Here is a 19,652-nt window from a genome sequence, read left to right as displayed (position 1 = left end):
ACCATCCGCACAGGGCCCCGCACCAAGCGGCGACGCCACCATCCGGCCACTGCGGGAAGGCCCGCAATGCCGCGACGGAACCAACGCCTCCCCCGACAGCCGAACCGCCCATCACCCCCGCGTGAGGGGGCTTTTCACGGCGCAAGAAGCCTGCGCATTCTGAACCGACCCCAGGAAGGCCGGCCATGACCGACAAGACACCGCCCCCCCGACGCATCACGCCCGCGCGCCTCTGGCCGCTGGGGCTGATGGTGCTGTGCGCGGTGGCGATCACCTATGCCTTCGGTGACCGGCTGACCTACCAGGCCCTGGTCGACAGCCACGATGCGCTCGAGGCGTTCCGCAACGACCATGCCGTGCTCACCAGCCTTGCCTTTGTGACGATCTACGCGGCCATGGTCGGACTGTCGGTGCCGGGCGCGACCATCGCCACGCTGACCGGCGGGTTTCTCTTCGGGCTCTGGCCCGGCATCGCCTTCAACGTGGCGGGCGCGACCATCGGGGCGACGCTGCTGTTCCTTGCCGTCCGCTTCGGCCTGGGGCGTAGCCTGGCCGAACGGATCGACGCCTCCCCGGGCCGGATCGCCCGGATCAAGCGGGGGCTGGACGAAAACCAATGGTCGATGCTGTTCTTCATCCGGCTGGCCCCGGTCATCCCCTTCTTCGCCGCCAACCTGTTGCCGGGGCTGCTGAACGTGCCGCTCAACCGGTTCGTCATTTCCACCGCCATCGGCATCCTGCCGGGGGCCGCGATCTACACCTCGGTCGGCGCGGGGCTGGGGTCGCTCCTGGAAACCGGGCAGCGCCCCGACCTGGGCGTGATCTTCGAACCGCGCCTCCTGTTGCCGATCCTCGGCCTCGCGGCGCTGTCGCTGGTCCCCGTGATCCTGCGCCTCAGACGGAGCCTGCAATGACCCCCAAACCCACAAGAAGCGACCTGATCGTCATCGGCGCCGGCGCGGCGGGGCTCTCGGTCGCCTCCGGTGCGGTGCAGATGGGCGCCAGCGTCACCCTGATCGAGGCGGGCGAGATGGGTGGCGATTGCCTGAACCATGGCTGCGTGCCCTCCAAGGCGCTGATCGCCGCCGCGGCACGGGCGCACCAGATGCGCGATGCCGGACGGTTCGGCATCACCCCGGTGGAGCCGCAGGTGGATTTCCCCGCCGTCATGGATCACGTCCGGTCGGTCATCGCCGGCATCGCCCCGCATGACAGCCAGGAGCGGTTCGCGGGGCTGGGCGTCCGCGTCCTGCGTGCCCATGCCCGTTTCGTCGGCCCCCGCCTGATCGAGGTCGCGGGCGAACGCCTGACCGCGCGGCGCATCGTCATCGCCACAGGCTCGCGCCCCTTCGTGCCGCCGATCCCCGGCCTCGATACGGTGGAATACCTGACGAACGAGACGATCTTCGGCCTGGATGCGCTGCCCGGTCACCTCGCGATCCTCGGCGGCGGTCCCATCGGGGCGGAACTGGCCCAGGCTTTCCGCCGTCTCGGGGCCGAGGTCACGCTGATCGACTCGGGCACCATCCTGTCGCGCGAGGACCCGCAGGCCGTCGCCCTCGTCCGTGAGGCGATGAAGCGCGAGGGCGTGGCCATTCGCGAAGACACACGCATCGCAAGTGTCGAGGGTGGGGCAGGGCCCATCCGCCTGCACCCCGAAACAGGCGAGGTGATCGAGGCGACGCATCTGCTCGTCGCCACCGGCCGAACGGCGGGCGTCGATGGGCTGGGGCTGGAGGCCGCCGGCATCCGCGCCGACGCGCGCGGCATCGAAACCGATGCCCGCCTGCGCACCAGCGACCGGCACGTCTACGCCATCGGCGACGTGGTGGCGGATGCGCCCTCGTTCACCCATGTGGCGGGCTACCATGCGGGGATCGTGATCCGGCAGGCCATGCTGGGCCTGCCCGCCCGCGCCGATCATTCCCGCATTCCCCGCGTCACCTACACTTCGCCCGAACTGGCTCAACTCGGCCCGACCGAGGCCGAGGCGCGTTCCGCCCGCCGAAAAGGTGGACAAAGCGTCGCGGTCGCCATGGCCGAGGGCGGCGCGGCCGGCGCCGATCCCGCCGCAACCACCGACACGCGCACCGACGTAATACCGACGTCATACCTACGTTATACCGACAACGACCGCGCCCGCACCGAAAAGGCCACCGAAGGCTTCGTCAAGTTGCTGATCCGAAAGGGAAAACCCCATGGCGTGACCATCGTCGGGCCGCAGGCTGGCGACCTGCTGGCCCCGTGGGTCCAGGCGATGGCCTCCGGCACCCGTCTGACGGTGATTTCCGGGCTCGTCCTGCCCTATCCGACACTGCCGGAACTTGGTAAACGCGCCGCGGGGGCCTATTTATCTCCGAAACTCTTTGATAATCCATGGGTTGAAAGGGTCGTGCGCCTGATCCAGCGCGTGCTGCCCTGACCGCCCGTATCGGACCCGACCATGCTCAGATCGCTTTCCGGCCGCTTCCTGATCCTCACGGTGCTCTTCGTGATGCTTGCCGAAGTGCTGATCTTTGTCCCCTCCGTCGCCCGCTTCCGCCAGGACTACCTCCTGTCGCGTCTCGAACGCGCGCAGATCGCGTCGCTGGCCCTGCTGGCGAACGACATGATCGACGCCGATGTCGAAGAGGAATTGCTAAGGAATGCAGAGGTTTACAACGTCGTCCTGCGCCGCGATGAGGCCCGCCAACTGATCCTTTCCTCGCCCGTCCCGGACGAGGTCAGCGCCACCTACGATATGCGGATGGACGGCCCCTGGGCACTGATGCGGGACGCATTGACCCGCCTGGTCGACCCCGCCCCGCGGGTCATCCGGGTGCTGGGAAACCCGGTGCGGGAGGCTGGCCTGCTGATCGAGGTCACGATGCCAACCGAGGGGCTGCGGGTCGCCATGCTCGATTACGGCCGCCGCGTCCTGGCGCTGTCGCTGGTCATCTCGGTCATCACCTCCGCCTTCCTGTTTCTGGCCGTTCGGGCGCTTCTGGTGCGACCGATCAAGCGGGTGATCGGGCAGATGCAGAATTACGCCGCCGCCCCAGAAGACACCCGCCGCATCATCGAGCCGACCGCCGGAATCACGGAATTACGCGAGGCGGAACAAGCGCTTAAGACCCTCGAGACCGAGCTGACAAACTCGCTCCGCCAGAAGGAACGCCTGGCCCAGCTGGGCGGTGCAGTGGCCAAGATCAGCCACGACCTGCGCAACATCCTGACCTCGGCCCAGCTGTTCACCGACCGCCTTGAGCAGAGCGAGGACCCAACCGTGCTGCGCCTGGCACCCAAGCTGGTGAACTCCATCACCCGCGCCGTGAACCTTTGTGAAAGCACACTGGCCTTCGGCCGCGCCGAGGAACCCGCCCCCCGCCTGACCATGGTGCCGCTGGCGGAACTGGTCGGCGATGTGATCGAGGGCGAACGCCTCGCCGTGGGGGATGCCGATATCAGTTTTTCCGAGGATTTTCCGGCCACTATGACCGTGCGGGCCGACCCCGAACAGATGCACCGTGTGCTTCTGAACCTCGTCCGCAACGCCCGTCAGGCGATCTCTGCCACCGGCGATCCGGGCGAGATCTCTGTCCGGGGCGAGGAAACCGAAGATGCCTGGATGATCCGCGTCACCGATACCGGCCCTGGCCTGCCCAAGAAGGCGCAGGAGCATCTGTTTACCGCGTTCCAGGGCGGCACGCGCAAGGGAGGGGCCGGTCTGGGCCTTGTGATCTCGGCCGAACTGGTGCGGGGTCACGGCGGCTGGCTGAGCCTGGAACAGACCGGGCCGGAGGGCACCCATTTCGTCATCCACCTGCCTCGCCGCCCCGACGCAATGCGCGCGCCTGAACCGCGAGCGGCGTGAATATTATTGCGTGGCAATGGGTTGTAAGGAGCGTCTCGTCACGTGGCAGGCACGACTGCTCCGTGTTTACGAAGGCCGGGCCGCCATCGGATGACCGCTTGCCCCGCGTCACCCGAACCTCCTGCAGAAAGTTTGAATTTTCCGCTTGAACTCATCCCGGCCCGTCGTTAAACGCAGCCCACACGGACCGATAGCTCAGCTGGATAGAGTACCTGACTACGAATCAGGGGGTCGGGGGTTCGAATCCTCCTCGGTCCGCCACTTCCCCCAATGCGCCTTGCAGTTATTTGATTTCGCTTAGATTTTTTTGCGAAGTTGGAACTTGTTCCAAAAGTTGGAACTTTTGCGTTCCTGATATGATCCTCACTAGGTCTGCGCTCTTGCTATAGTGGTGCGCTTCTTCCTCGGTTTCGTGGCCGAGAATTGCCATGCGCTGATCCGTCGTTGCGCCGTTTTCCCGGAAGATCGCTGCTCGCCCCTTTCTGATTCCATGCGCGGAGTGTTCGGGTAGGCCTGCATCTGTGCAGGCCGCGGAGAACCACCGCGCCGCGCTCTTGGCGCTCCTGGGGCGCTTGTGCGCTGTCAGGAGGAACGTTAGACCTTTCGGCGCGGCGGACAGGCACTCAGCCAGGTATTCACTGGCTTCGAACCAGAGTGGCGCTGGTACCGTCCAGGGGCAGACAGCGGTGCTTTTCGATTTCTGGCGCGTGTAGGTCAGCCATCCACCTTTCACCATGTTCGGTCCAAGCCGGGTCATGTCGCCGATAGAGGCGCAGGTCTGGTACATCAATTCGAAGGCGAGGCGTTCGGGGGAGCCAACCGGCCAGTGGTTGCGAAAGCTCTGCATGTCCTCACGTGACCAGGGCACCGCACCCTGCGCTTTCGGTGTCGCGCGGCGCTCGACCTGCTTGGCCGGGTTATCGTCGATCAGCCCGGCTGACAGCCACCATTTGCAGAGCCCGCGCCATACCTTCAATCGATTGTTTGCCGGGTGGGCCCGGTACTTGGCGAGGTCTTGTCGGATATGCTTCGGTTGCAGTGTGGCCATCGTGCCCTTGCCGTACCTCTTGCGGAAATCGTCCAGGAACCGTCGCCAGACGCTCCGGGTCGAGGCCGCCATGCCAAGATAGGCGTCGGAGGCGAGGTAGGCCGCGATCCCGGCGGCTATGGTGCCAGTGACCGCCGGTTCTGGCTCTGGTGCAGTGCCTTTCGACACTTTGACATAGGCGTCCAGAAACTGCGGGTCATCGGGCCGCAGATCGGGAAGCGGTACTCCCTTCTGCCCTTTCGGGCGGTAGTAGTACCGAACATTCCCGGATGGCCATCGGCCGGATGCGTTAAGGTGCTTCAACCTGACTGCGCCCCGAATATGTCGTCGCATGATTCACCCCCGGTTTCCGGCGATGCTACCGGGGCGCGATCGCCGCTCACAAGCCTGATGACACCCTGCCTCGGGCAGATCTCCACGGATACACCGAATTCGTTCGCGACTTTCATCGCGCGACGCAGTTCGGCTTCGGTGAAAACAGGTGCACCCATGGGTCAGCTCATGCCGAGGACTTCGCGGTAAAGTTCGACCACGGATTCCTCTTCGGCGATGTCCTCGGGGTGTTTCTTGCGCATGGCGATGATGCGGCGCAGAGCCTTGATGTCGTAGCCGCGCGCCTTGGCTTCGGCCATGGCGGATTTCTGCTGGTCGCCGATCTCGGCTTTCTCCACCGCAAGGCGTTCGAAGCGCTCGATAAAGCCGCGCAGCTCGTCGGCGGTCACGCGGTAGGCCTTGTCGCGCACGGCCATGTCAGCTGGTGTTTCCTTGTAACCGCCGGCGCCGTTGCCGGTTTCGACGAAGGCCTGCGCGGCCGGGCTGAGGTCCTGGGGCATGTGTGATCCTTTCGGAATGGTTGCGCCTGGCGGTCAGGCGTCCTGTGACTGGGGCGGCGCCAGGGGTGCGAGGTTCGGCGGCTCCCAGGCATCGGCATCGATGGTGATGCGGAGCCGGCCGCCGGGGTCGCGATCAACGGATGGGGCAAAGCCGAGGAGGGTGAGGCCCTGGCAGAAGCACTCAATCCGACCGCGCAACCGTTCGCGGGCATCGATCCTTGCCCGGTCCTCGCGGTCTTGGCGGGCGATGTCGGCCAGTGGAGCGCTCATGCGGCGTCATCCCCGGTCGGGGTCAGGCCGTGAGCCCGGATCGCTGCGCGCGTTGGCTCCAGCGCCTGCCTGGTGACGAAGTCGATCACGGCCCGCGGCGTGTAGCCGGAGATTGGACGCGGGGCATCCAGTCGTTCCAGCCTGTCACGGCTGATCGGGTGGCCCTGTTGTTCCTTCAGGCGGAGCCAGGCATCGGTGCGCAGGGCCGGGAAGGGAACGAAAAGAGCGGGTGTCGTGACCGCCCGGATCGCGTCGGGATGGTAGGGGTGGTGCATGTTGGCCTCCATCATTGGTGGAGGTGCTTGTAGTACGCATTTTGCTTAATTGGAAGTCTGTAAATTAGCAAAATGCTTAGTGACGCCAAGTGGCTTCAAAAGTCTCTTTGTGAACGCAAGGTGAACAAAATAGTCTCCTCAAGCAATGGGGGGCGAATCGAATGGACGACGAAACGAGGCTGCGCTTGTTAAAACAGGCGCGTAGACAGTCAGGGTGGTCGTTGGATTTTTGGGAAGAATTTACCGAGGGGCTTGATCAGAGTTCTCTAGAGATCCTGGTCGGTAAGTCGTCGGTCTTTCCGAAGTACAAGAAGTCTAAGGGTAGCGAGTAAGCCTTGCGCAGCTTCTTCGCGCTTTGCAGAGAAAGATCGCGCTTCGCGTTTTCGAACGGACCGTAGACCTGCTCGCTGATACCAGCCTTTTCAGCGAATTCTTTCTTAGCCATGCCGAGGATTTCACGCACCTTTTTAAGGCGCGCACCGACTGCTTCTCTCGAATCTTCAAGCTCTTCCAACATGTTGAGATTATCCGCGCAGCATAGGTTGCTCACACTGAGCAATTTGCGTATTTACATGATAAGCAAAATGCGTAGAAATGTGCGCCATGACCGATACCCGCGATACCGTAGCCAGCTTTCTTGACCGCGTCGGACGTTCGAACTTCGAGCGCAATTTGGGGCACTCGACTCAGGTCGTGTCCCGGGCGCTGGCAAAAAACCAGTTTCCCGCTCATTGGTTCTTCAGCTGCCGTGATTGGTGCGCGGAGATCGGCATCGAAGTTCCCGAACACCTTTTTCGCCAGAACGTAGGCGCGGCAGATGCCAGTAAGCAAAACGCAGATCGAAGCGCGGCATGATGGGTGAACTTCATGCAGAGCTCCGTACATCTCGTCTCTCGTCGCGCTTTGTTTCATCGCTCGACTTGAACGGCTTACCGCGGTCGCCGCAAAACAATGAGGTTGCCGATGCCTGACGCGCGCCGGACGGTTCATGCGATGATGCGCGGGCTGGTGGCCTCGCATTTCCCGACGCAACAGAGCGCGGCCAAGGAGATCGCGGATTTCTTTGCCGGGCCCGGCGGGGCAGGGGATCAGTTCGACCCTGCCGATCTGTCGCGCAAAATGAACGGCACCCGCCAGTGGACCCTGAATGACGCGATCGCCCTGCAGGCTCTGTCGGGCACGGACCGGATCAGCAAGGCGATTGCGCCGGAAGTGGCTGAGGCGGCGCCGCGCGAAACCGTTTCGCTGCTGGCGCATGCCGGGCGGCTGGTGAAAGAGGCGGGCGAGGGGACCTCGGCCCTGCTGGCCGTGTCCGAGGGCGGATGCCGGCACGAGGCGCGGGCTGAATTGCTGGATATCGTCGCCGCGGCCCAGGCGGCGTTGGTCGCGCTGGATGCGCCATCCGCCCTGCGCGCGACGCCCTTCAAACGGGTGGACCGGGCATGACCGATTCAAATCATCACTCACGGAATGCGGGTCTGCTCCGCACCGCCGGGCCGCGTGTGGGAAGATCGCGCGGCCAAACTTCGGCGCGGGATCAGGCGCCAGTGTCCCTCGGGCTGCTGGTCTCGCGCCGTTTTTTCGACTGTGGGTTGCTTTGTAAAGAGCGCCCGGAAAGCATCGCAGTATCGCCCTCCCAATCGGCTAAACGCCGGGGCGTAGGCGGATCGCGAGACATCCCATTCAGCTCCTCGCGATCCGCCGTTTATCCGCGCCCGGCGGATTATCCGGGCAACCTCCCTGTTGGACTTGGGGCGCGGGGAGATCTCGCGCCCCCTTTTCGGCGAACAGCTGAGGCGTGGCGGCCATGAGTGTCACCGCGCTTGGCCTGGTGCCGATCGACGAGCTGGAGGAGTATCCTCTGGGTCCGGAGGATCGGGTGGACAGCCATTCCTGGATCGCCTGGCCGCATCGGCGCTGGCTGCACAGCCCGATGCGTGTGAAGGCCTTACCGGAATGCAGGGCGCTGCATTTTGACCTGATCTGCGTGTCGCAGGATGAAACCCCGCTTGGCACCCTGCCGACCGATACCGAGATCCTGGCCAAGCAGCTCAACCTGACGGAAACCGACTTCAAGCGCCTCTGCGCGCTTGATTTTGGTCCGCTGCATGGCTGGAGACCGGTGCGCTGCCTCGATGAGGTGCGCCTGTATCATCCGGTGGTTCTGGAGATGGCGCTGGAGGCGCTCTCGCGGAAGGAAGACAACCGTGCCCGCAACGAGGCGGCCAATCGCAAGAAGCGGCTGCAGCGATTGCGGGCGGTAATGATGGGCTATCACAAAGAGCTGGGCCAGAACGACGCCGCGGTCGAGTGGATCGACGAATGGTTGGTCGAGCGTTGCACCGGCAACCGCACGGCCAGCTGGGTCGAGCGCGCGATCCAGGCCTGGACCGCCCGCACGCTGGGGCACCGGCTGCACGGCAAACCACCACGAACTTGATCTCATAAACTGTCCGGTTTTGTCCCTGGGACAGAACGGGACAAAACCGGACAGAAAATTTCTGTCCCGCACGACAGGGACAGGGACAGGGAAATGACAGGGAAAGGGCCAGGCCGCACGGATCGGCCGGGCCCGCGTGCAGAGCAGATGCTGAGAAAGGGCAGGCCATGACCGAAGATCAGACTGAAGAAAGCAACCGGGCGCGCGTGCGCCGGTTGTTCATCGCGCCGATGCAGGGGCTGGGGTTCCGGTTCAAGAAGGGCACGCCGATCGAGGAAGAGCGCAAGCGGATCGAGCGGATCATCGACGATGTGTCCTACCTGAAGGATCGCAACCTCGATCGGCTCTACCTGACCCTTCGGGACAAGGGCGAAGGGAGTGCGCGGTGTTTCTGGCCGGCGCGGGCGACGATCATCGCGCTGGCCCAGGCGGCGCAGCCGCGCCCGATCGAGGACTTCCCTGGGCTTGCGAGCTGGTTTGCCAGCGCTGCCGGGCAACGGGCCCTGGAGGCGAACCGCCTGGTCGCCGAATATCGGTTCTGGAAGGCGAAGCACCGTCCACCGATGAACGAGCATGAGACAGCAATGATCACGTCCCATGCGCGTCGGCTGGCCTCGGATGTCGAGCTGGCCCGGGAGCGTGTCTACCGCAACGTGCCGCTGCAGCCGGATGAGCGCGCCATGCTCGAGGCCTACGAACTGGACGAACAGTCCGCCTTGGACCTGGTGACCGTCGCCGGGCAGGAGGATGCCGCATGAATGCGATTGCAGATACGGGCCTGCGCCGTGGGGCGCCGGTCAAGCGGGCCGTGTCGATCGAGGCGCTGATCGGCTGGGCCTTCCAGCGGGAATTCGCCTCGGTGGACTTCGACCAGGTGAACACGGCTCGCGACCCGTCGCCGAATGTCGGCATGGAATACATCATTCTCAAACGTGCCGAGCTCGGCTGCCGGGTCGATGGCGGCGGACGGTCTGACCCGCACCCCGATGCGGATGCGGTGGCCGATGCGCTGTCGGTGCTGCCCGAGGGTGTCGGCGGCCGGGCCATGGCCCTGCGGATCGCCGAGCTTGCCCGGCTGGGCCAGTCTCATGACTGGGGCAATGACACGCGGTTATCCTGTCGGCCGCGGGCCTGGCGGCGCTGCAAGCATGGGGAGTTCGCCGAAACCGAACCCTGTGGCGAAGTCAAATACCTCAGTCGCGGCCGCGTCCGTCGGGTAGAGCTGCGGGTCTGTCCGGTGGTCTACTACGGCCACAGCACTCAGGTCGCCACATTGCGCAAGAGCTACATGCTCTGGGTCATGGCGCTGCGCGACCTGCGCGATACGTTCCGGATTTACGGCGGGCTGACCTCGCACGAGGTGACGGCCGAGCTGCCGCCTCTCCAGCCGTGGAGAGAAATTGTCTAACGAGATGCTCGGTGCGGTGACTTAGTGCACTCGACCCCATTGCGCCCGGAGCGGTTTACCCGCTGCCGGGCGTTTCCATTTCCTGGCGATCGCGGGTCCTTCTGACGCTTCAGCGTATACGGTGCGGCTGAGCGCATGTGTTGCACGGCGCTAAACAATCCGCGAAGCCTAAACTAAATCGGCTAAACAAGTGGCGAGAGGCTAAACGACAGATGGCGGGACGGACCGCGACGGCATCGGCGGAACGGCTTGGCGTCACGAAGAGTCGGATCAGTCAGCTGGTGTCCTCGGGCAAGTTGGAGGGGTGCTAGTCCGGAGAGGGCCGCAAGCCGGTTCCCTTTGTGACCACCATGGCAATCGACGACACTGCAGACTCCGTGAAGCGGTTGGAGGAGTTGGACATTGGACGCGCCTTTGATCGGCCGACCCGGTACACGAGCGCGCGCTCTATCTTCGCCTTCAGGTGAGCGGTGGTGTGCGCCGTCCGATGGGTGCCGCGCTGGTCGTGCCGGTCAAGGCCAGACGCAACGCCTACGGCAACCTGCCCAAGGATGCCTTGGCCCGGCTGAAGGCCAAACCGGACATCTTCGTCACTTCGAAGCGCGGCCGTGCAACATCGCACTCCCCCCGGGGGGGGCTAGGAGCGGAAGGGCCGGAAGGGCTCTGGCCTCAAGATGCTGATCTCGTTCGAGCCGAGCGCGAGCTACACCGCGTGCTGGCACTTCCACGACCTGCCGATGCGTCGGGCCCGTGGCGTTTTCCACGATCACTTCGTCCGGCGGCTGCGCCTGGCGATCGAGACCGCCCGATAGGGTTTGGGTCCTTCCCCCCTCCGCCCCGCACGGGGGTAATTCGCGCCCCGTTGGGTGCGGCTGGGTGGTATGGGTTGGGGGTACCTGAAAGGGTTGTTGTTATTGTTATGGAAGGAAAAGATACATGAGCTTCGATCCGGAGGAAGCGCTGCGTCGTTGTCCTCTGCCGGAGGGTGTCGAAGACGTGGTCATGAACCGGGGCACGATCGCGAAAGCGCACGGCGTTTCGGAGAATATCATCATGAAGTACCTGGAGCAGGGCATGCCGGTTCTGTCCAAGGGATCGAACGGGCAGGCCTACGAATTCCTGCCCTCGGAATGCTGCGCCTGGAAGATGCACCGCGACGCGGAACTGGCCGATCGTCGGGAGGCGGGGGATCGGGCCGCTGCGCAGATGTCGCTGATGTTTCGGAATGACGATGAAGACGAGGCCTCGACGGGCCCGGTCCTCACGGCCGAGCAGATCATCAAGGAAAGCCAGGCGGATTATCAGCGCAACAAAGCGGCCGAGCAGCGGCATGAGCTAGTCCGTGCGGCGCATTGACGCCGAAGACATCACTGGCGGGTACGACGTGGACCTGTCCAAGTGAAATTGTCGCAACAGGTGCTCGTTCAGGCCCCATTTCTTTTCAAGGCGACCGGGCTTTTCCAGCCCAAGGCTGAGTGCCGCCGTCGCGGATAGTAGCAGCCGTTGAGGTATTTGAAGATGCCTAACTCGACAAGCTGTCGACAACGGGCTGGGACTGGTTGTGCGCTGCACTTGGCGCAAATAATGGTTATGGGCAAGAAGCGCCATGGTCCAATACGAGGCAGATCATGGCAACCGGCGAAACGCCCCATGACCATTTTGGACCGACCTCGACTGAGAGTAGATTGAAGCACTTGCGAAAGACAACTCCGTCGCCGCGGTCAATTTGAGCTCGGAATTGACTTCGGAAGCGGCGCGTCATCGTATGATATAGTGGTCAAGCCAACGTCGTGTTGGCGCTTGGGTGAGGTATGGCGGATCGGAGGAAATGCCATGCCAACACCAAACTTACCAGCCATTCGCGCACGCCGTCCTGCTTGGAACAAGGGCCGCATTGTCGGACAGAAACGCCCGCTGCTGCCAAAACACCTCTGGGCGATCCGCGTCCGTCTTGAAATCGCAGAGAAGCACCGCGACCCGGCTTTGTTCAATCTCGCTATCGACAGCAAACTGCGGGGATGCGATCTGGTCAAACTGAAGGTGGCTGATGTTTTCGCTGCAGGACAGATCAAAGAGCGGGCCTCGATCACTCAGAGTAAGACACAGAAACCTGTCCGCTTTGAGGTTACCGATGGCACGCGGAAGTCGCTCCTGCGATAGATGGGCGAGCCCTTGATGATCGGATCTGAATACCTTTGGCCAGGGCGGTTTCATGAGCGGTTGCACATTTCGACACGGCAATACGCGCGCCTTGTTCGCGATTGGGGTCACGTCTATTGGCCTAGAACCAAGTTCTCATGGCACCCACTCGATGCGCCGCACCAAGGTCGCACAGATTTATCGTAAGACGGGAGACCTACGGGCCGTACAACTCCTGCTCGGACACACCAAAATGGACAGTACGGTAAGATACCTAGGGGTCGAAATAGAAGACGCCTTGGCGATCGCGGAGGCCGTAGAAATCTGAAGATTTGGGCCGTCTTTGCGGACGGCCCATTCCTGCCATTCACCTAACAAGCGGAATGCTACGGCGCGGCCCGCCAGAGCCGCCATTCGCTGCGGCCGCAAGGTAGGGTCAAAGGCCAAGGTCTGTTGTGCGGTAAAAGCTTACGTTTGGACCCGAATAAGCAGCGACTGTTCCGAGCCCAAAACGAACATGATCTTTACTATCGCGGCATCGCAGCATTCACGAAGGTGCGGTTGGAAGCAGGAATTGGTTGCACTGACTACCAACGTCCATCGTGTAGAGAATTGCTGGCAGTCTTCCGGTTCGCTCCAATTGCCTCACCAGATGCCGCCGTTCTTCACAACTCAATGGGCTCCCCTACGTTTTGGGGTGTCGGGCTGGGCGAAGACATGCAAATGCTTCTACATCTAGACACTTTAAACAGGTGACTGATGGAAGTTTATCGCTTTAGTGTGCATCCCGATGCAGTGGCAGGCGCGTTCGACTGGTCGGAAAACAAGAAGAAGCGCCGTTCTAAGAAAGGGGCTGTGCGCTGGTATCCAACTGACTCCGATGGCTTCCCGCTTGGGCCTTTGCCAGACGACCTGAAGGCAAAGATGGCGACGCATTGGGCTTTGACGGGACTCGGGAATGATTGGTTGCCAGACTTTTTCAATTCCAATGGTCCGCATCATTTCACCGGTCTGCAAGCTGTGGGAGAAAAGCTGGCAGATATCTATCGCATGCGTGTCGGTGATGACTTGGAGTTGGTCCCGATTCCGAACTTTTGGTCCCTTGCCGACGAAGCCGAAATTGCAGAGCCGTACTATCTTGCGAATGTATTTGCGTCAGCCGAAACCATAGACCTCGCCCGGTCGGAGGTGATCGAAGTGAAAAATCCGAAATTGGCAGGCGCGCAGAAATACATGTCGGCTTCTCAGAGCAACAAATGGGTTAAGAACGTCAGGGGGTTCAAGACGGATCTGCATGTCTGGCGAGATGCGAACACGTCAGAGTGGTTCTGTGATGAAGAATTTAAGGCGGAAATGGACGCGGCCAGCCCGGGAAACTTCATGTTTTTAGAAACCGCCGAAGAGTAAGAGCCAATTCTGGCTTGGCGCCGAAGGTGGAAGTCCAAAACAATGAGTGAGTTCATCCAATCCCCACGCACCTGCCACCAAGAAATATGTGCTTTGCAAATTACGATCGCAGCATAAAATTTGGCTGTTCAACGACACAAAAGCGACGTTTGCCCGGCGAAAAAGGCGCTACCGGAGATTTTGAAAGGATTGCTATCAGCGCATCGCTGACACTCGCGCATGATGCAGCATCGGTCAATACGGGCTCGGAGCGGACTTGCGGTACTGGGGCGCCCGGAAGGGTCGGCGTGAGGCCATTTCCGATACTGACGGCCCGAAGCAGACATCCGGCGCCGCTACGGTTTCTGCAACGCGGCAGCGGAAAGCAGACGTTTATGTCGTCTGAAGGCAACGAAAGCGATAACGTTTGTCGCCTCCATAAATCTCGAGATCAAGCTATTACAGCTTGGATAGCTTCCGCGCTGATTTCAAGCATTCACCTATTGTGTTCATGACGGCTTCTTCATGGTCGCGATTTATGTCCATGGCCAGATAAGCCGGAGAAGCGAGGCTGGTAGTCATCGCCAGGACCTGGGGGAGTTTGATTATGCGGGCGTTTCTCTGCGCCCTCGAAACTGCGGCGGCTAATGCGTCACCCAACATCCTGATCGCCCCATCTTCACCCAACCGAGATGAGAGCTCTTCGAGCATGAAGGCGGCATAGGCGACGCAATGCGCTCCATCGTCTGCATCGTCCCAGAGTTCCAGGAGGCTGGACCCGATTAGTTGAGCAATGCTCCAGGGGTCGTTCGTCGGCAGGGCGATGTGATCGAGAAATCGCTTCAACCACAGCGACGTTTCCTTGCGCTCCCACTCGAACTCCGTCGTATCTCCGTCGATGCTGACGTATCGGTAATTCCCCTCCAGCATTGCGCCGAGGGAATCAGAATATGCTTCCTGCGAAATCCTGCGCTTGTTGCGAGCGATCTGTAGAGCGACCTGGCTCCAAGCCGATGAAATACCGTCTAGGCTCGCAAACAACCGGAGTGCGGTGTCATCCGCAAGCAAGGTCCACCCTCTCTCCTTGGCGACTACCAGCGTATCTATGAAGCACGGGCCCACATCTTCGAACACCGTTTCGAAGTCCGGTTGAAGGGCGGTGCCTTCTTCCGGCATGGCGATTTTCAGGCCTCGTGCAAGTTCAAGGGTTCGTCCGAGGTTCGATATGAGAAGGTCGGACATCTCTCGGGACATCTCGACTGTACGCGTGCCGTGCTCGTCCGCCACGAGGCTACCTCGGCGTCCTTTTCCCCCGATGGCATACACCCGGTCCTGGTAGGCTTCGTGAAGCAGATCGATGCTGCTCTGGGTGATATGCAGGTCCGGGCAGGCCTGAAGGAGGGTGTCGGCGAAGCCTAGGGTCTGGGCGCCGTATAGGGTGATTGGATCGACGATCACTCCGGGCGCGGCCATAACCGATTGCGTTGCAGCCTTCCGTTCTACGGCATTACCAAGGGCCATCTTGATTTTGATGCTGCCGTGGTGCCGCAGAAAATCCCAAAAATCGAAGACCGTGCCCCCACCTGCGGCGGCCAACAGAGCTATGGGGGCTTTACCTGATTCGTAGGCCTCCTCAATGCGCTTGACCTGCCCCGCACGCTCCCTGGCGCTTTCGAGGATGGGACGAAAACTGCCTTCCAGATCATTTTCATCGATCCGAAGCGCTCCGAATATCTTGCTCTCAGGAAACAGGCGCTCGAAGTCCTTCTGAGACCGATGATACGCATGGGCATACTTGGACAGGACCTTTGTGACGGTGGCGTTCAGCTTCCCGACAGCGGAATCCATTGGGAAACTGTCACCCACAGCCTTTCCCATCAGGCGAAGAGCCAAAGGGTCTTCAGTGGAAATTTCGTCGCGGTCAGCCCGCGGGGCGGGAGCCGTCTCGATGATCTTCGTGAGCGGATCAGCGTGATCTCGCGAGACCACTACGACCGTATCTTCCTCAACGACCTCGCGGTCAAAATCGACATGTCGCCCTGAACGGCCTGTCAGGATCAACCCGACCATGAAGCCGAGATGTATCTGTGGGTCTTCATATCCGTCGCGCAATGCGCGGTATCCGTTCTCGAGCGCCCTCTGGAAGTCGTCCGTGTAGTGATCGAGCTTATGCGCAACGTGCATACGCATTCGGGGATCGCCGGAAATGTCCACCGGCACGGTGTCGAGATACCGGATGATCGAAGAGATGTCCGGCAGACGCTCGCAGATGTCGATCCAGCGAGCGCGGTCTTCCAGGGTTTCATCCCCTGTGCCGAACACGTGCTCGAGTTCCTTTCTGGCGCCCTTCAAGTTGCCCGCGCTCTGAAAGATGACAGCGCCGATCCTTCGCATGCTGGCAGTATCTCTGATCCTGGCGTCGAGCTTCACATACAGTTCTCGGGCTTCTCGAATCCTGCGGCAGTTCACCAGTGTCTGGAGTGCCATCCTGAGTTGAGGCGTATCCGTGTCAGGACTGCAGAGATCGAGATAGATGTCTGCGGCTTCGGAGTTCCGGCCCACCATAGCAAGGGCATGGGCCGCACGGTCACGCGCGAAGCTGTTGGCCTCTCGCTCTGACAACTCGGCAAGGCGATCGATGACTGCGGGATCGTCGATATCAGAAGGATGGTTGAACACGAAGCAGGCCAATAGCAGTGTGGAGTCCGGGTGCTCTTTCAGGATGTCATGGGCCACTTCCTTGAAGAGATCAGGATTGATCTGCGCAGCAGCCAGGATACGACAGTTGCCAAATGCGACACGCAAGTTGGCCTCTTCCGCTGTTCGATATAGGAAATCGGCACGTGCAAGAGCTGCCTCTGGATCCCCGTCATTGATGCGCGCCTGGAGTAGCATAAGCTCGTCATTCGGATCCCGATCGCTTTCGGGAATCCTCGAAAGCGCATCGGCAACCGCAGCATCCTCTCCCTTGTGCATCTTATGGGCGGCGCGGAAACGCAGCAGTTGCGGCGTATCTCCAAGTCTCCGGAAAGCTTCTTCGATGAGCTCTTCAGCCTTCTCCTCATCCCCAAGCATCAGGGAGGCCGAGAGGGCGTTCATGATGCAGGTTTCAGCCTCTCGCGCCCATCCGCTTGCCTGCAGAAGCCCCCAGGCAACGAGAAAGTGTACTCTCGCATCTTCGACGATCTCGATGTCGCTTTTCCGCATGAGCCTGAGGCTGCGGATGTCTTCCCGTTCGGCGACTTCCTGGAACCTGAGGTATCCTGCGTAAGCGCGCACGCGCCAATTGTCGGGGTCTCGATTGATCGCATCCTTGGTCAGCCGCCGGCAATCCGTGAGCTGGCCTGCTTTCTGGGCGTGCTCCGCGAGTGCCAGTAGGAACTCCGGGACCCGCTGGAACTGCTTCGGAAGCTGGGCCTGGAGCTCCTGCCATGGTGTTTCCGCCGAAGCCGTCTCCAAGAATACTCCAGCGGCCCGCTGTTGTGGCTCTTGCATTGCCATTGCGCGGGAGGCTAGTTCAGCCGCCTTCTCACGATTACCTGCGATGGACTCAGCAGCCGCCAGTATGGAAAGCGCTTCGGATGTATCGGGGTACTCGTCGTGAGCCTGACGATACCAATCTACTGTGGCTTCCTTGTCACCCTTTGCAAAATGGGCAGATCCAAGATTGGCCTTGAGGCGGAAGCGGTTTCGGGCGCTCGCTTCGCGGCCTTCGGTCTCCAAGAGCTTCTCGAGCCGAGAGATGGCCGACTGGGCGGGGCTATCATTCAGAAGATCGGCGGCGTCGGTGATGCGCTGACCGAGTGCGTCATCAGATGGTTCTCTTTCTATCGCTGCCGAGGCTGACCTCTGGAGATCGAGCACGGCGGAAGAGATCCCCGTCAGTTCCCTAGAGACGTCACTGCGCAGGGCATTCATCGCGTCTGATATCTGGAGGTCTGCGATCGTCGATACGCCTGAGCAATGAATGGCCGCAACGCGAGGATGGCGATTGAGAACAGCCTTGATCTCGTCCCAGCTCATGACATCGACTTCGAAGAGAAGCTCCTTTCGGTTCTTCTCATTCAGCTCTCGCGCGACTTCCTGTATTCGCGCGTCATTGGGGGCTGTGGTGGCGAGGATGAACCTGTCGAGAGGAGGGTGAAATAACTTGGCCTTCTCGACCTCCTCGCGAAGATCCTTTTCTTTAAGCGCCTTCCCATAGCCTCCGGAGCGGCCTTTGCACTGGACGCCGACCCATTTCTTGTGAACCCGGTCCGTGCCGTAAACATCGACGCCATGTTGCTCCTGGCCCGAACGACCATTCATGCGAACGTCATCTGTCTGCCATTCGCTTTCGAACAGATCCCTAGCCAGCCGCTCGAAGGCCTGCCAGTCGGCAGGCGCGAGTAGATTTACATTCGTGACGTTGACCATGGTGCTCGCGGCTATTTGATTTTCTGTATCCAAATCCTAGCTTAGGCCCTTCGACATCGGAACCACATCTCTCCAATGTATGAGCTTGTCGACGTTGTGGCGTTGCACTGCGAGTATCCACTCTCAAGCCTGCGAGCTTCCCAGGGCCGTGCGCGGGACCGATCCGGTATGCAGGTTCGCTTTTGAGCTTTCGTTGCACCATGCTGCAGGTGCGAAGAATGTCGGCTCTCCGCCCTTTGCGACCAAGTCTGCTCCCGGCCCAGAGCTGCCGTTCGCCAGGTTCAGCTTCGCTGCGGCGCAGCTTCCCAAGACCGGCCATTGGCGTCATTGTGCAGCACGATCTGGCAGGCGAAGGTCGGCAGTGCGGACTGAGCCAATCCTCGAAAGGGGGAAGGTCCGTCTGCTTCGCACAGGGACGCCCCCGGAGGGGCTCATACACAGCCTTCCCGTGTAGAGCTGGCCTCTCGCTGAGCATTTGGGGCCGGCCATCGCCAATACAATATAGACTTCGATGGCCTCCCGGCGCTATTCATTCCGGATGAACAGCCAGTGGGAAGACTTCCTCAATCCCGATGTCGTGCGCAGGCGCTTTGCGACGGCCGGACTCTATTTGGTCGCGCACGAAATGCTTGTAGCCTCAATTAAGGAGCCCATCATAGAATTTTTCTCCGAAAAGTGGAGTGAAAAGAAGGACTGGCATTTCAGCGATCAGTATCGCCGCGAAGTCTTGGCCTTGGATCCAAAAGGTAAGGAAGATGTTCTTCGTGGCTCCATTAGTTGGCTGGATAAAATGGAAGTCATCGACACGGATGATCTCAAGATTATCGAAGAGCTAACTTGTGCACGGAACTTCTTCGCACATGAACTGAGAAGCGTGATTTCGACTGGTGAGATGCCAGAATTCGAGAGGCTATTTCCCAAGATTGTATACTTGGTAACTAAGATCGATCGCTGGTGGGTCATCAACGTCGAGATGGCGGTGGACGAAAATTGGGCAGACGACGAAGAAGTAGAGCCTCAAAATGTCACGCCAGGAACCACGCTCCTGTTGCAGATTTTGGAGCAAGTCGCGATCGGCGAGGGTGAAGCCGCGTGGGAGTTGTATCGTGCCTTCATCAATGACCAACGCAAGCGTAGACACTAATTAAACAAGTCCCGAATTCCTACCTGCTCTCGCGAGTTGGTTTCGAGCCCGCGGAAACTGCTCAGGTTAGGCCGCCAATCTGATTACCTCAGTAGCCATTCGCCTATACTGCAACATCCATCACTGAAGGGCTCAAACCGGTCATACGACGGCGCGGTGTGCTGCATGCTCAGGCGGGTGGTTTGGCTGGCTGGGACGGCCCATAGCCGCCATCTACACTAGGCGCAGCGAACGGCCCGACACAGCCCATAGTGACGGGCCCTGCGCGATCCAAGAATGTCCGCTTGACTGCCTGTCGTCTCCACAGGAGCTTCCTCTTAGATACTTGTGGGAAAATGAAAAACATTCGGACATTCGGTCAGCTGTGTCACGAGAGTTTGGCAAGTTCGGCTGACCTGCCCCCCGCGAAATCCCTCACCTTAATGTAGAGTCTGCGCCAA

The 19,652-nt window shown here is 61.0% G+C and carries 17 protein-coding genes, 1 tRNA gene and 1 pseudogene; 13 read left to right on the top strand and 6 right to left on the bottom strand.

Annotation, left to right across the window (positions count from 1 at the left end; all coding sequences use genetic code 11):
• Positions 1-185 precede the first annotated feature (185 nt).
• From ATO9_RS17380 to ATO9_RS17365, 4 genes are all read left to right on the top strand, one after another.
• Positions 186-914, top strand: coding sequence for a TVP38/TMEM64 family protein (locus ATO9_RS17380; protein ID WP_081979644.1), 729 nt, complete (start codon positions 186-188; stop codon positions 912-914).
• Entirely contained in the window at positions 911-2,422 is a 1,512-nt protein-coding gene (locus ATO9_RS17375; RefSeq protein ID WP_043752313.1) for a dihydrolipoyl dehydrogenase family protein, read from the top strand. The genes ATO9_RS17380 and ATO9_RS17375 overlap by 4 nt, the downstream gene beginning before the upstream one ends.
• A gap of 21 nt (positions 2,423-2,443) precedes the next feature.
• A complete protein-coding gene (locus ATO9_RS17370; protein WP_043752310.1) occupies positions 2,444-3,853 on the top strand; it encodes a sensor histidine kinase in 1,410 nt (469 codons plus the stop codon).
• 184 nt (positions 3,854-4,037) lie between these two features.
• A tRNA-Arg gene (locus ATO9_RS17365) sits at positions 4,038-4,114 on the top strand.
• 22 nt (positions 4,115-4,136) lie between these two features.
• On the opposite strand, the gene ATO9_RS17360 is transcribed toward ATO9_RS17365, so the two are convergent.
• The 5 genes from ATO9_RS17360 to ATO9_RS17340 form a co-directional block, all read right to left on the bottom strand.
• The gene (locus ATO9_RS17360) at positions 4,137-5,204 is read right to left on the bottom strand and encodes a tyrosine-type recombinase/integrase (protein WP_162183082.1); all 1,068 of its coding nucleotides are present in this window, start codon (positions 5,202-5,204) and stop codon (positions 4,137-4,139) included.
• 191 nt (positions 5,205-5,395) lie between these two features.
• A complete protein-coding gene (locus ATO9_RS17355; RefSeq protein ID WP_081979643.1) occupies positions 5,396-5,734 on the bottom strand; it encodes a GapR family DNA-binding domain-containing protein in 339 nt (112 codons plus the stop codon).
• Positions 5,735-5,767: 33 nt separating this feature from the next.
• Positions 5,768-6,004, bottom strand: coding sequence for a hypothetical protein (locus tag ATO9_RS17350; RefSeq protein ID WP_043752305.1), 237 nt, complete (start codon positions 6,002-6,004; stop codon positions 5,768-5,770).
• Entirely contained in the window at positions 6,001-6,279 is a 279-nt protein-coding gene (locus ATO9_RS17345; protein WP_156127902.1) for a hypothetical protein, read from the bottom strand. The genes ATO9_RS17350 and ATO9_RS17345 overlap by 4 nt, the downstream gene beginning before the upstream one ends.
• Positions 6,280-6,535: 256 nt before the next feature.
• The gene (locus tag ATO9_RS17340) at positions 6,536-6,796 is read right to left on the bottom strand and encodes a helix-turn-helix domain-containing protein (protein ID WP_052418437.1); all 261 of its coding nucleotides are present in this window, start codon (positions 6,794-6,796) and stop codon (positions 6,536-6,538) included.
• Between the two features lie 86 nt (positions 6,797-6,882).
• Between ATO9_RS17340 and ATO9_RS17335 the strand changes: the two genes are divergently transcribed.
• The 8 genes and pseudogenes from ATO9_RS17335 to ATO9_RS17300 all read left to right on the top strand — a co-directional run bounded on the left by ATO9_RS17335 (position 6,883) and on the right by ATO9_RS17300 (position 13,673).
• Positions 6,883-7,134: a hypothetical protein gene (locus tag ATO9_RS17335; RefSeq protein ID WP_156127901.1), complete on the top strand. Its 252-nt coding sequence runs from the start codon at positions 6,883-6,885 to the stop codon at positions 7,132-7,134.
• Between the two features lie 108 nt (positions 7,135-7,242).
• Positions 7,243-7,725, top strand: a complete 483-nt coding sequence (locus ATO9_RS23625; protein WP_052418436.1) for a hypothetical protein — start codon at positions 7,243-7,245, stop codon at positions 7,723-7,725.
• 361 nt (positions 7,726-8,086) lie between these two features.
• Positions 8,087-8,719 (top strand): hypothetical protein, encoded by a 633-nt coding sequence (locus tag ATO9_RS17325; RefSeq protein ID WP_238318798.1) that lies wholly within the window; start codon positions 8,087-8,089, stop codon positions 8,717-8,719.
• A gap of 167 nt (positions 8,720-8,886) precedes the next feature.
• Positions 8,887-9,477: a hypothetical protein gene (locus tag ATO9_RS17320; protein ID WP_052418435.1), complete on the top strand. Its 591-nt coding sequence runs from the start codon at positions 8,887-8,889 to the stop codon at positions 9,475-9,477.
• Positions 9,474-10,127 carry a hypothetical protein gene (locus tag ATO9_RS17315; RefSeq protein ID WP_043752293.1) on the top strand — a complete coding sequence of 218 codons (654 nt, stop codon included), beginning with the start codon at positions 9,474-9,476 and terminating at the stop codon, positions 10,125-10,127. The genes ATO9_RS17320 and ATO9_RS17315 overlap by 4 nt, the downstream gene beginning before the upstream one ends.
• A 936-nt stretch (positions 10,128-11,063) precedes the next feature.
• The gene (locus ATO9_RS17310; RefSeq protein ID WP_052418434.1) at positions 11,064-11,483 is read left to right on the top strand and encodes a hypothetical protein; all 420 of its coding nucleotides are present in this window, start codon (positions 11,064-11,066) and stop codon (positions 11,481-11,483) included.
• Between the two features lie 477 nt (positions 11,484-11,960).
• Positions 11,961-12,594 (top strand): annotated as a pseudogene (locus ATO9_RS17305) (tyrosine-type recombinase/integrase).
• A gap of 431 nt (positions 12,595-13,025) precedes the next feature.
• Positions 13,026-13,673, top strand: coding sequence for an imm11 family protein (locus tag ATO9_RS17300; protein ID WP_043752290.1), 648 nt, complete (start codon positions 13,026-13,028; stop codon positions 13,671-13,673).
• A gap of 438 nt (positions 13,674-14,111) precedes the next feature.
• Here ATO9_RS17300 and ATO9_RS17295 read toward each other — a convergent pair whose 3' ends face one another.
• Complete coding sequence (locus tag ATO9_RS17295; RefSeq protein ID WP_043752287.1) at positions 14,112-18,068, bottom strand: PIN domain-containing protein; 3,957 nt, start codon at positions 18,066-18,068, stop codon at positions 14,112-14,114.
• Between the two features lie 511 nt (positions 18,069-18,579).
• Here ATO9_RS17295 and ATO9_RS17290 point away from each other — a divergent pair.
• A complete protein-coding gene (locus tag ATO9_RS17290) occupies positions 18,580-19,212 on the top strand; it encodes a hypothetical protein (protein WP_043752283.1) in 633 nt (210 codons plus the stop codon).
• The last annotated feature ends 440 nt before the right edge of the window (positions 19,213-19,652 follow it).

This window comes from Pseudooceanicola atlanticus, assembly GCF_000768315.1.
Taxonomy (GTDB): domain Bacteria; phylum Pseudomonadota; class Alphaproteobacteria; order Rhodobacterales; family Rhodobacteraceae; genus Pseudooceanicola; species Pseudooceanicola atlanticus.
Note: the sequence above shows the minus strand (reverse complement) of the source record. Positions and strands in the feature narration are given on the sequence as shown.

What these genes read in the sequence shown, in the direction of transcription:
- ATO9_RS17380 (WP_081979644.1), top strand. Translation starts at nt 186, where the DNA reads ATGACCGACAAGACACCGCCCCCCCGACGCATCACGCCCGCGCGCCTC.
- ATO9_RS17375 (WP_043752313.1), top strand. Translation starts at nt 911, where the DNA reads ATGACCCCCAAACCCACAAGAAGCGACCTGATCGTCATCGGCGCCGGC.
- ATO9_RS17370 (WP_043752310.1), top strand. Translation starts at nt 2,444, where the DNA reads ATGCTCAGATCGCTTTCCGGCCGCTTCCTGATCCTCACGGTGCTCTTC.
- ATO9_RS17355 (WP_081979643.1), bottom strand. Translation starts at nt 5,734, where the DNA reads ATGCCCCAGGACCTCAGCCCGGCCGCGCAGGCCTTCGTCGAAACCGGC.
- ATO9_RS17350 (WP_043752305.1), bottom strand. Translation starts at nt 6,004, where the DNA reads ATGAGCGCTCCACTGGCCGACATCGCCCGCCAAGACCGCGAGGACCGG.
- ATO9_RS17345 (WP_156127902.1), bottom strand. Translation starts at nt 6,279, where the DNA reads ATGCACCACCCCTACCATCCCGACGCGATCCGGGCGGTCACGACACCC.
- ATO9_RS17340 (WP_052418437.1), bottom strand. Translation starts at nt 6,796, where the DNA reads ATGTTGGAAGAGCTTGAAGATTCGAGAGAAGCAGTCGGTGCGCGCCTT.
- ATO9_RS17335 (WP_156127901.1), top strand. Translation starts at nt 6,883, where the DNA reads ATGACCGATACCCGCGATACCGTAGCCAGCTTTCTTGACCGCGTCGGA.
- ATO9_RS23625 (WP_052418436.1), top strand. Translation starts at nt 7,243, where the DNA reads ATGCCTGACGCGCGCCGGACGGTTCATGCGATGATGCGCGGGCTGGTG.
- ATO9_RS17325 (WP_238318798.1), top strand. Translation starts at nt 8,087, where the DNA reads ATGAGTGTCACCGCGCTTGGCCTGGTGCCGATCGACGAGCTGGAGGAG.
- ATO9_RS17320 (WP_052418435.1), top strand. Translation starts at nt 8,887, where the DNA reads ATGACCGAAGATCAGACTGAAGAAAGCAACCGGGCGCGCGTGCGCCGG.
- ATO9_RS17315 (WP_043752293.1), top strand. Translation starts at nt 9,474, where the DNA reads ATGAATGCGATTGCAGATACGGGCCTGCGCCGTGGGGCGCCGGTCAAG.
- ATO9_RS17310 (WP_052418434.1), top strand. Translation starts at nt 11,064, where the DNA reads ATGAGCTTCGATCCGGAGGAAGCGCTGCGTCGTTGTCCTCTGCCGGAG.
- ATO9_RS17300 (WP_043752290.1), top strand. Translation starts at nt 13,026, where the DNA reads ATGGAAGTTTATCGCTTTAGTGTGCATCCCGATGCAGTGGCAGGCGCG.
- ATO9_RS17295 (WP_043752287.1), bottom strand. Translation starts at nt 18,068, where the DNA reads ATGGTCAACGTCACGAATGTAAATCTACTCGCGCCTGCCGACTGGCAG.
- ATO9_RS17290 (WP_043752283.1), top strand. Translation starts at nt 18,580, where the DNA reads ATGGCCTCCCGGCGCTATTCATTCCGGATGAACAGCCAGTGGGAAGAC.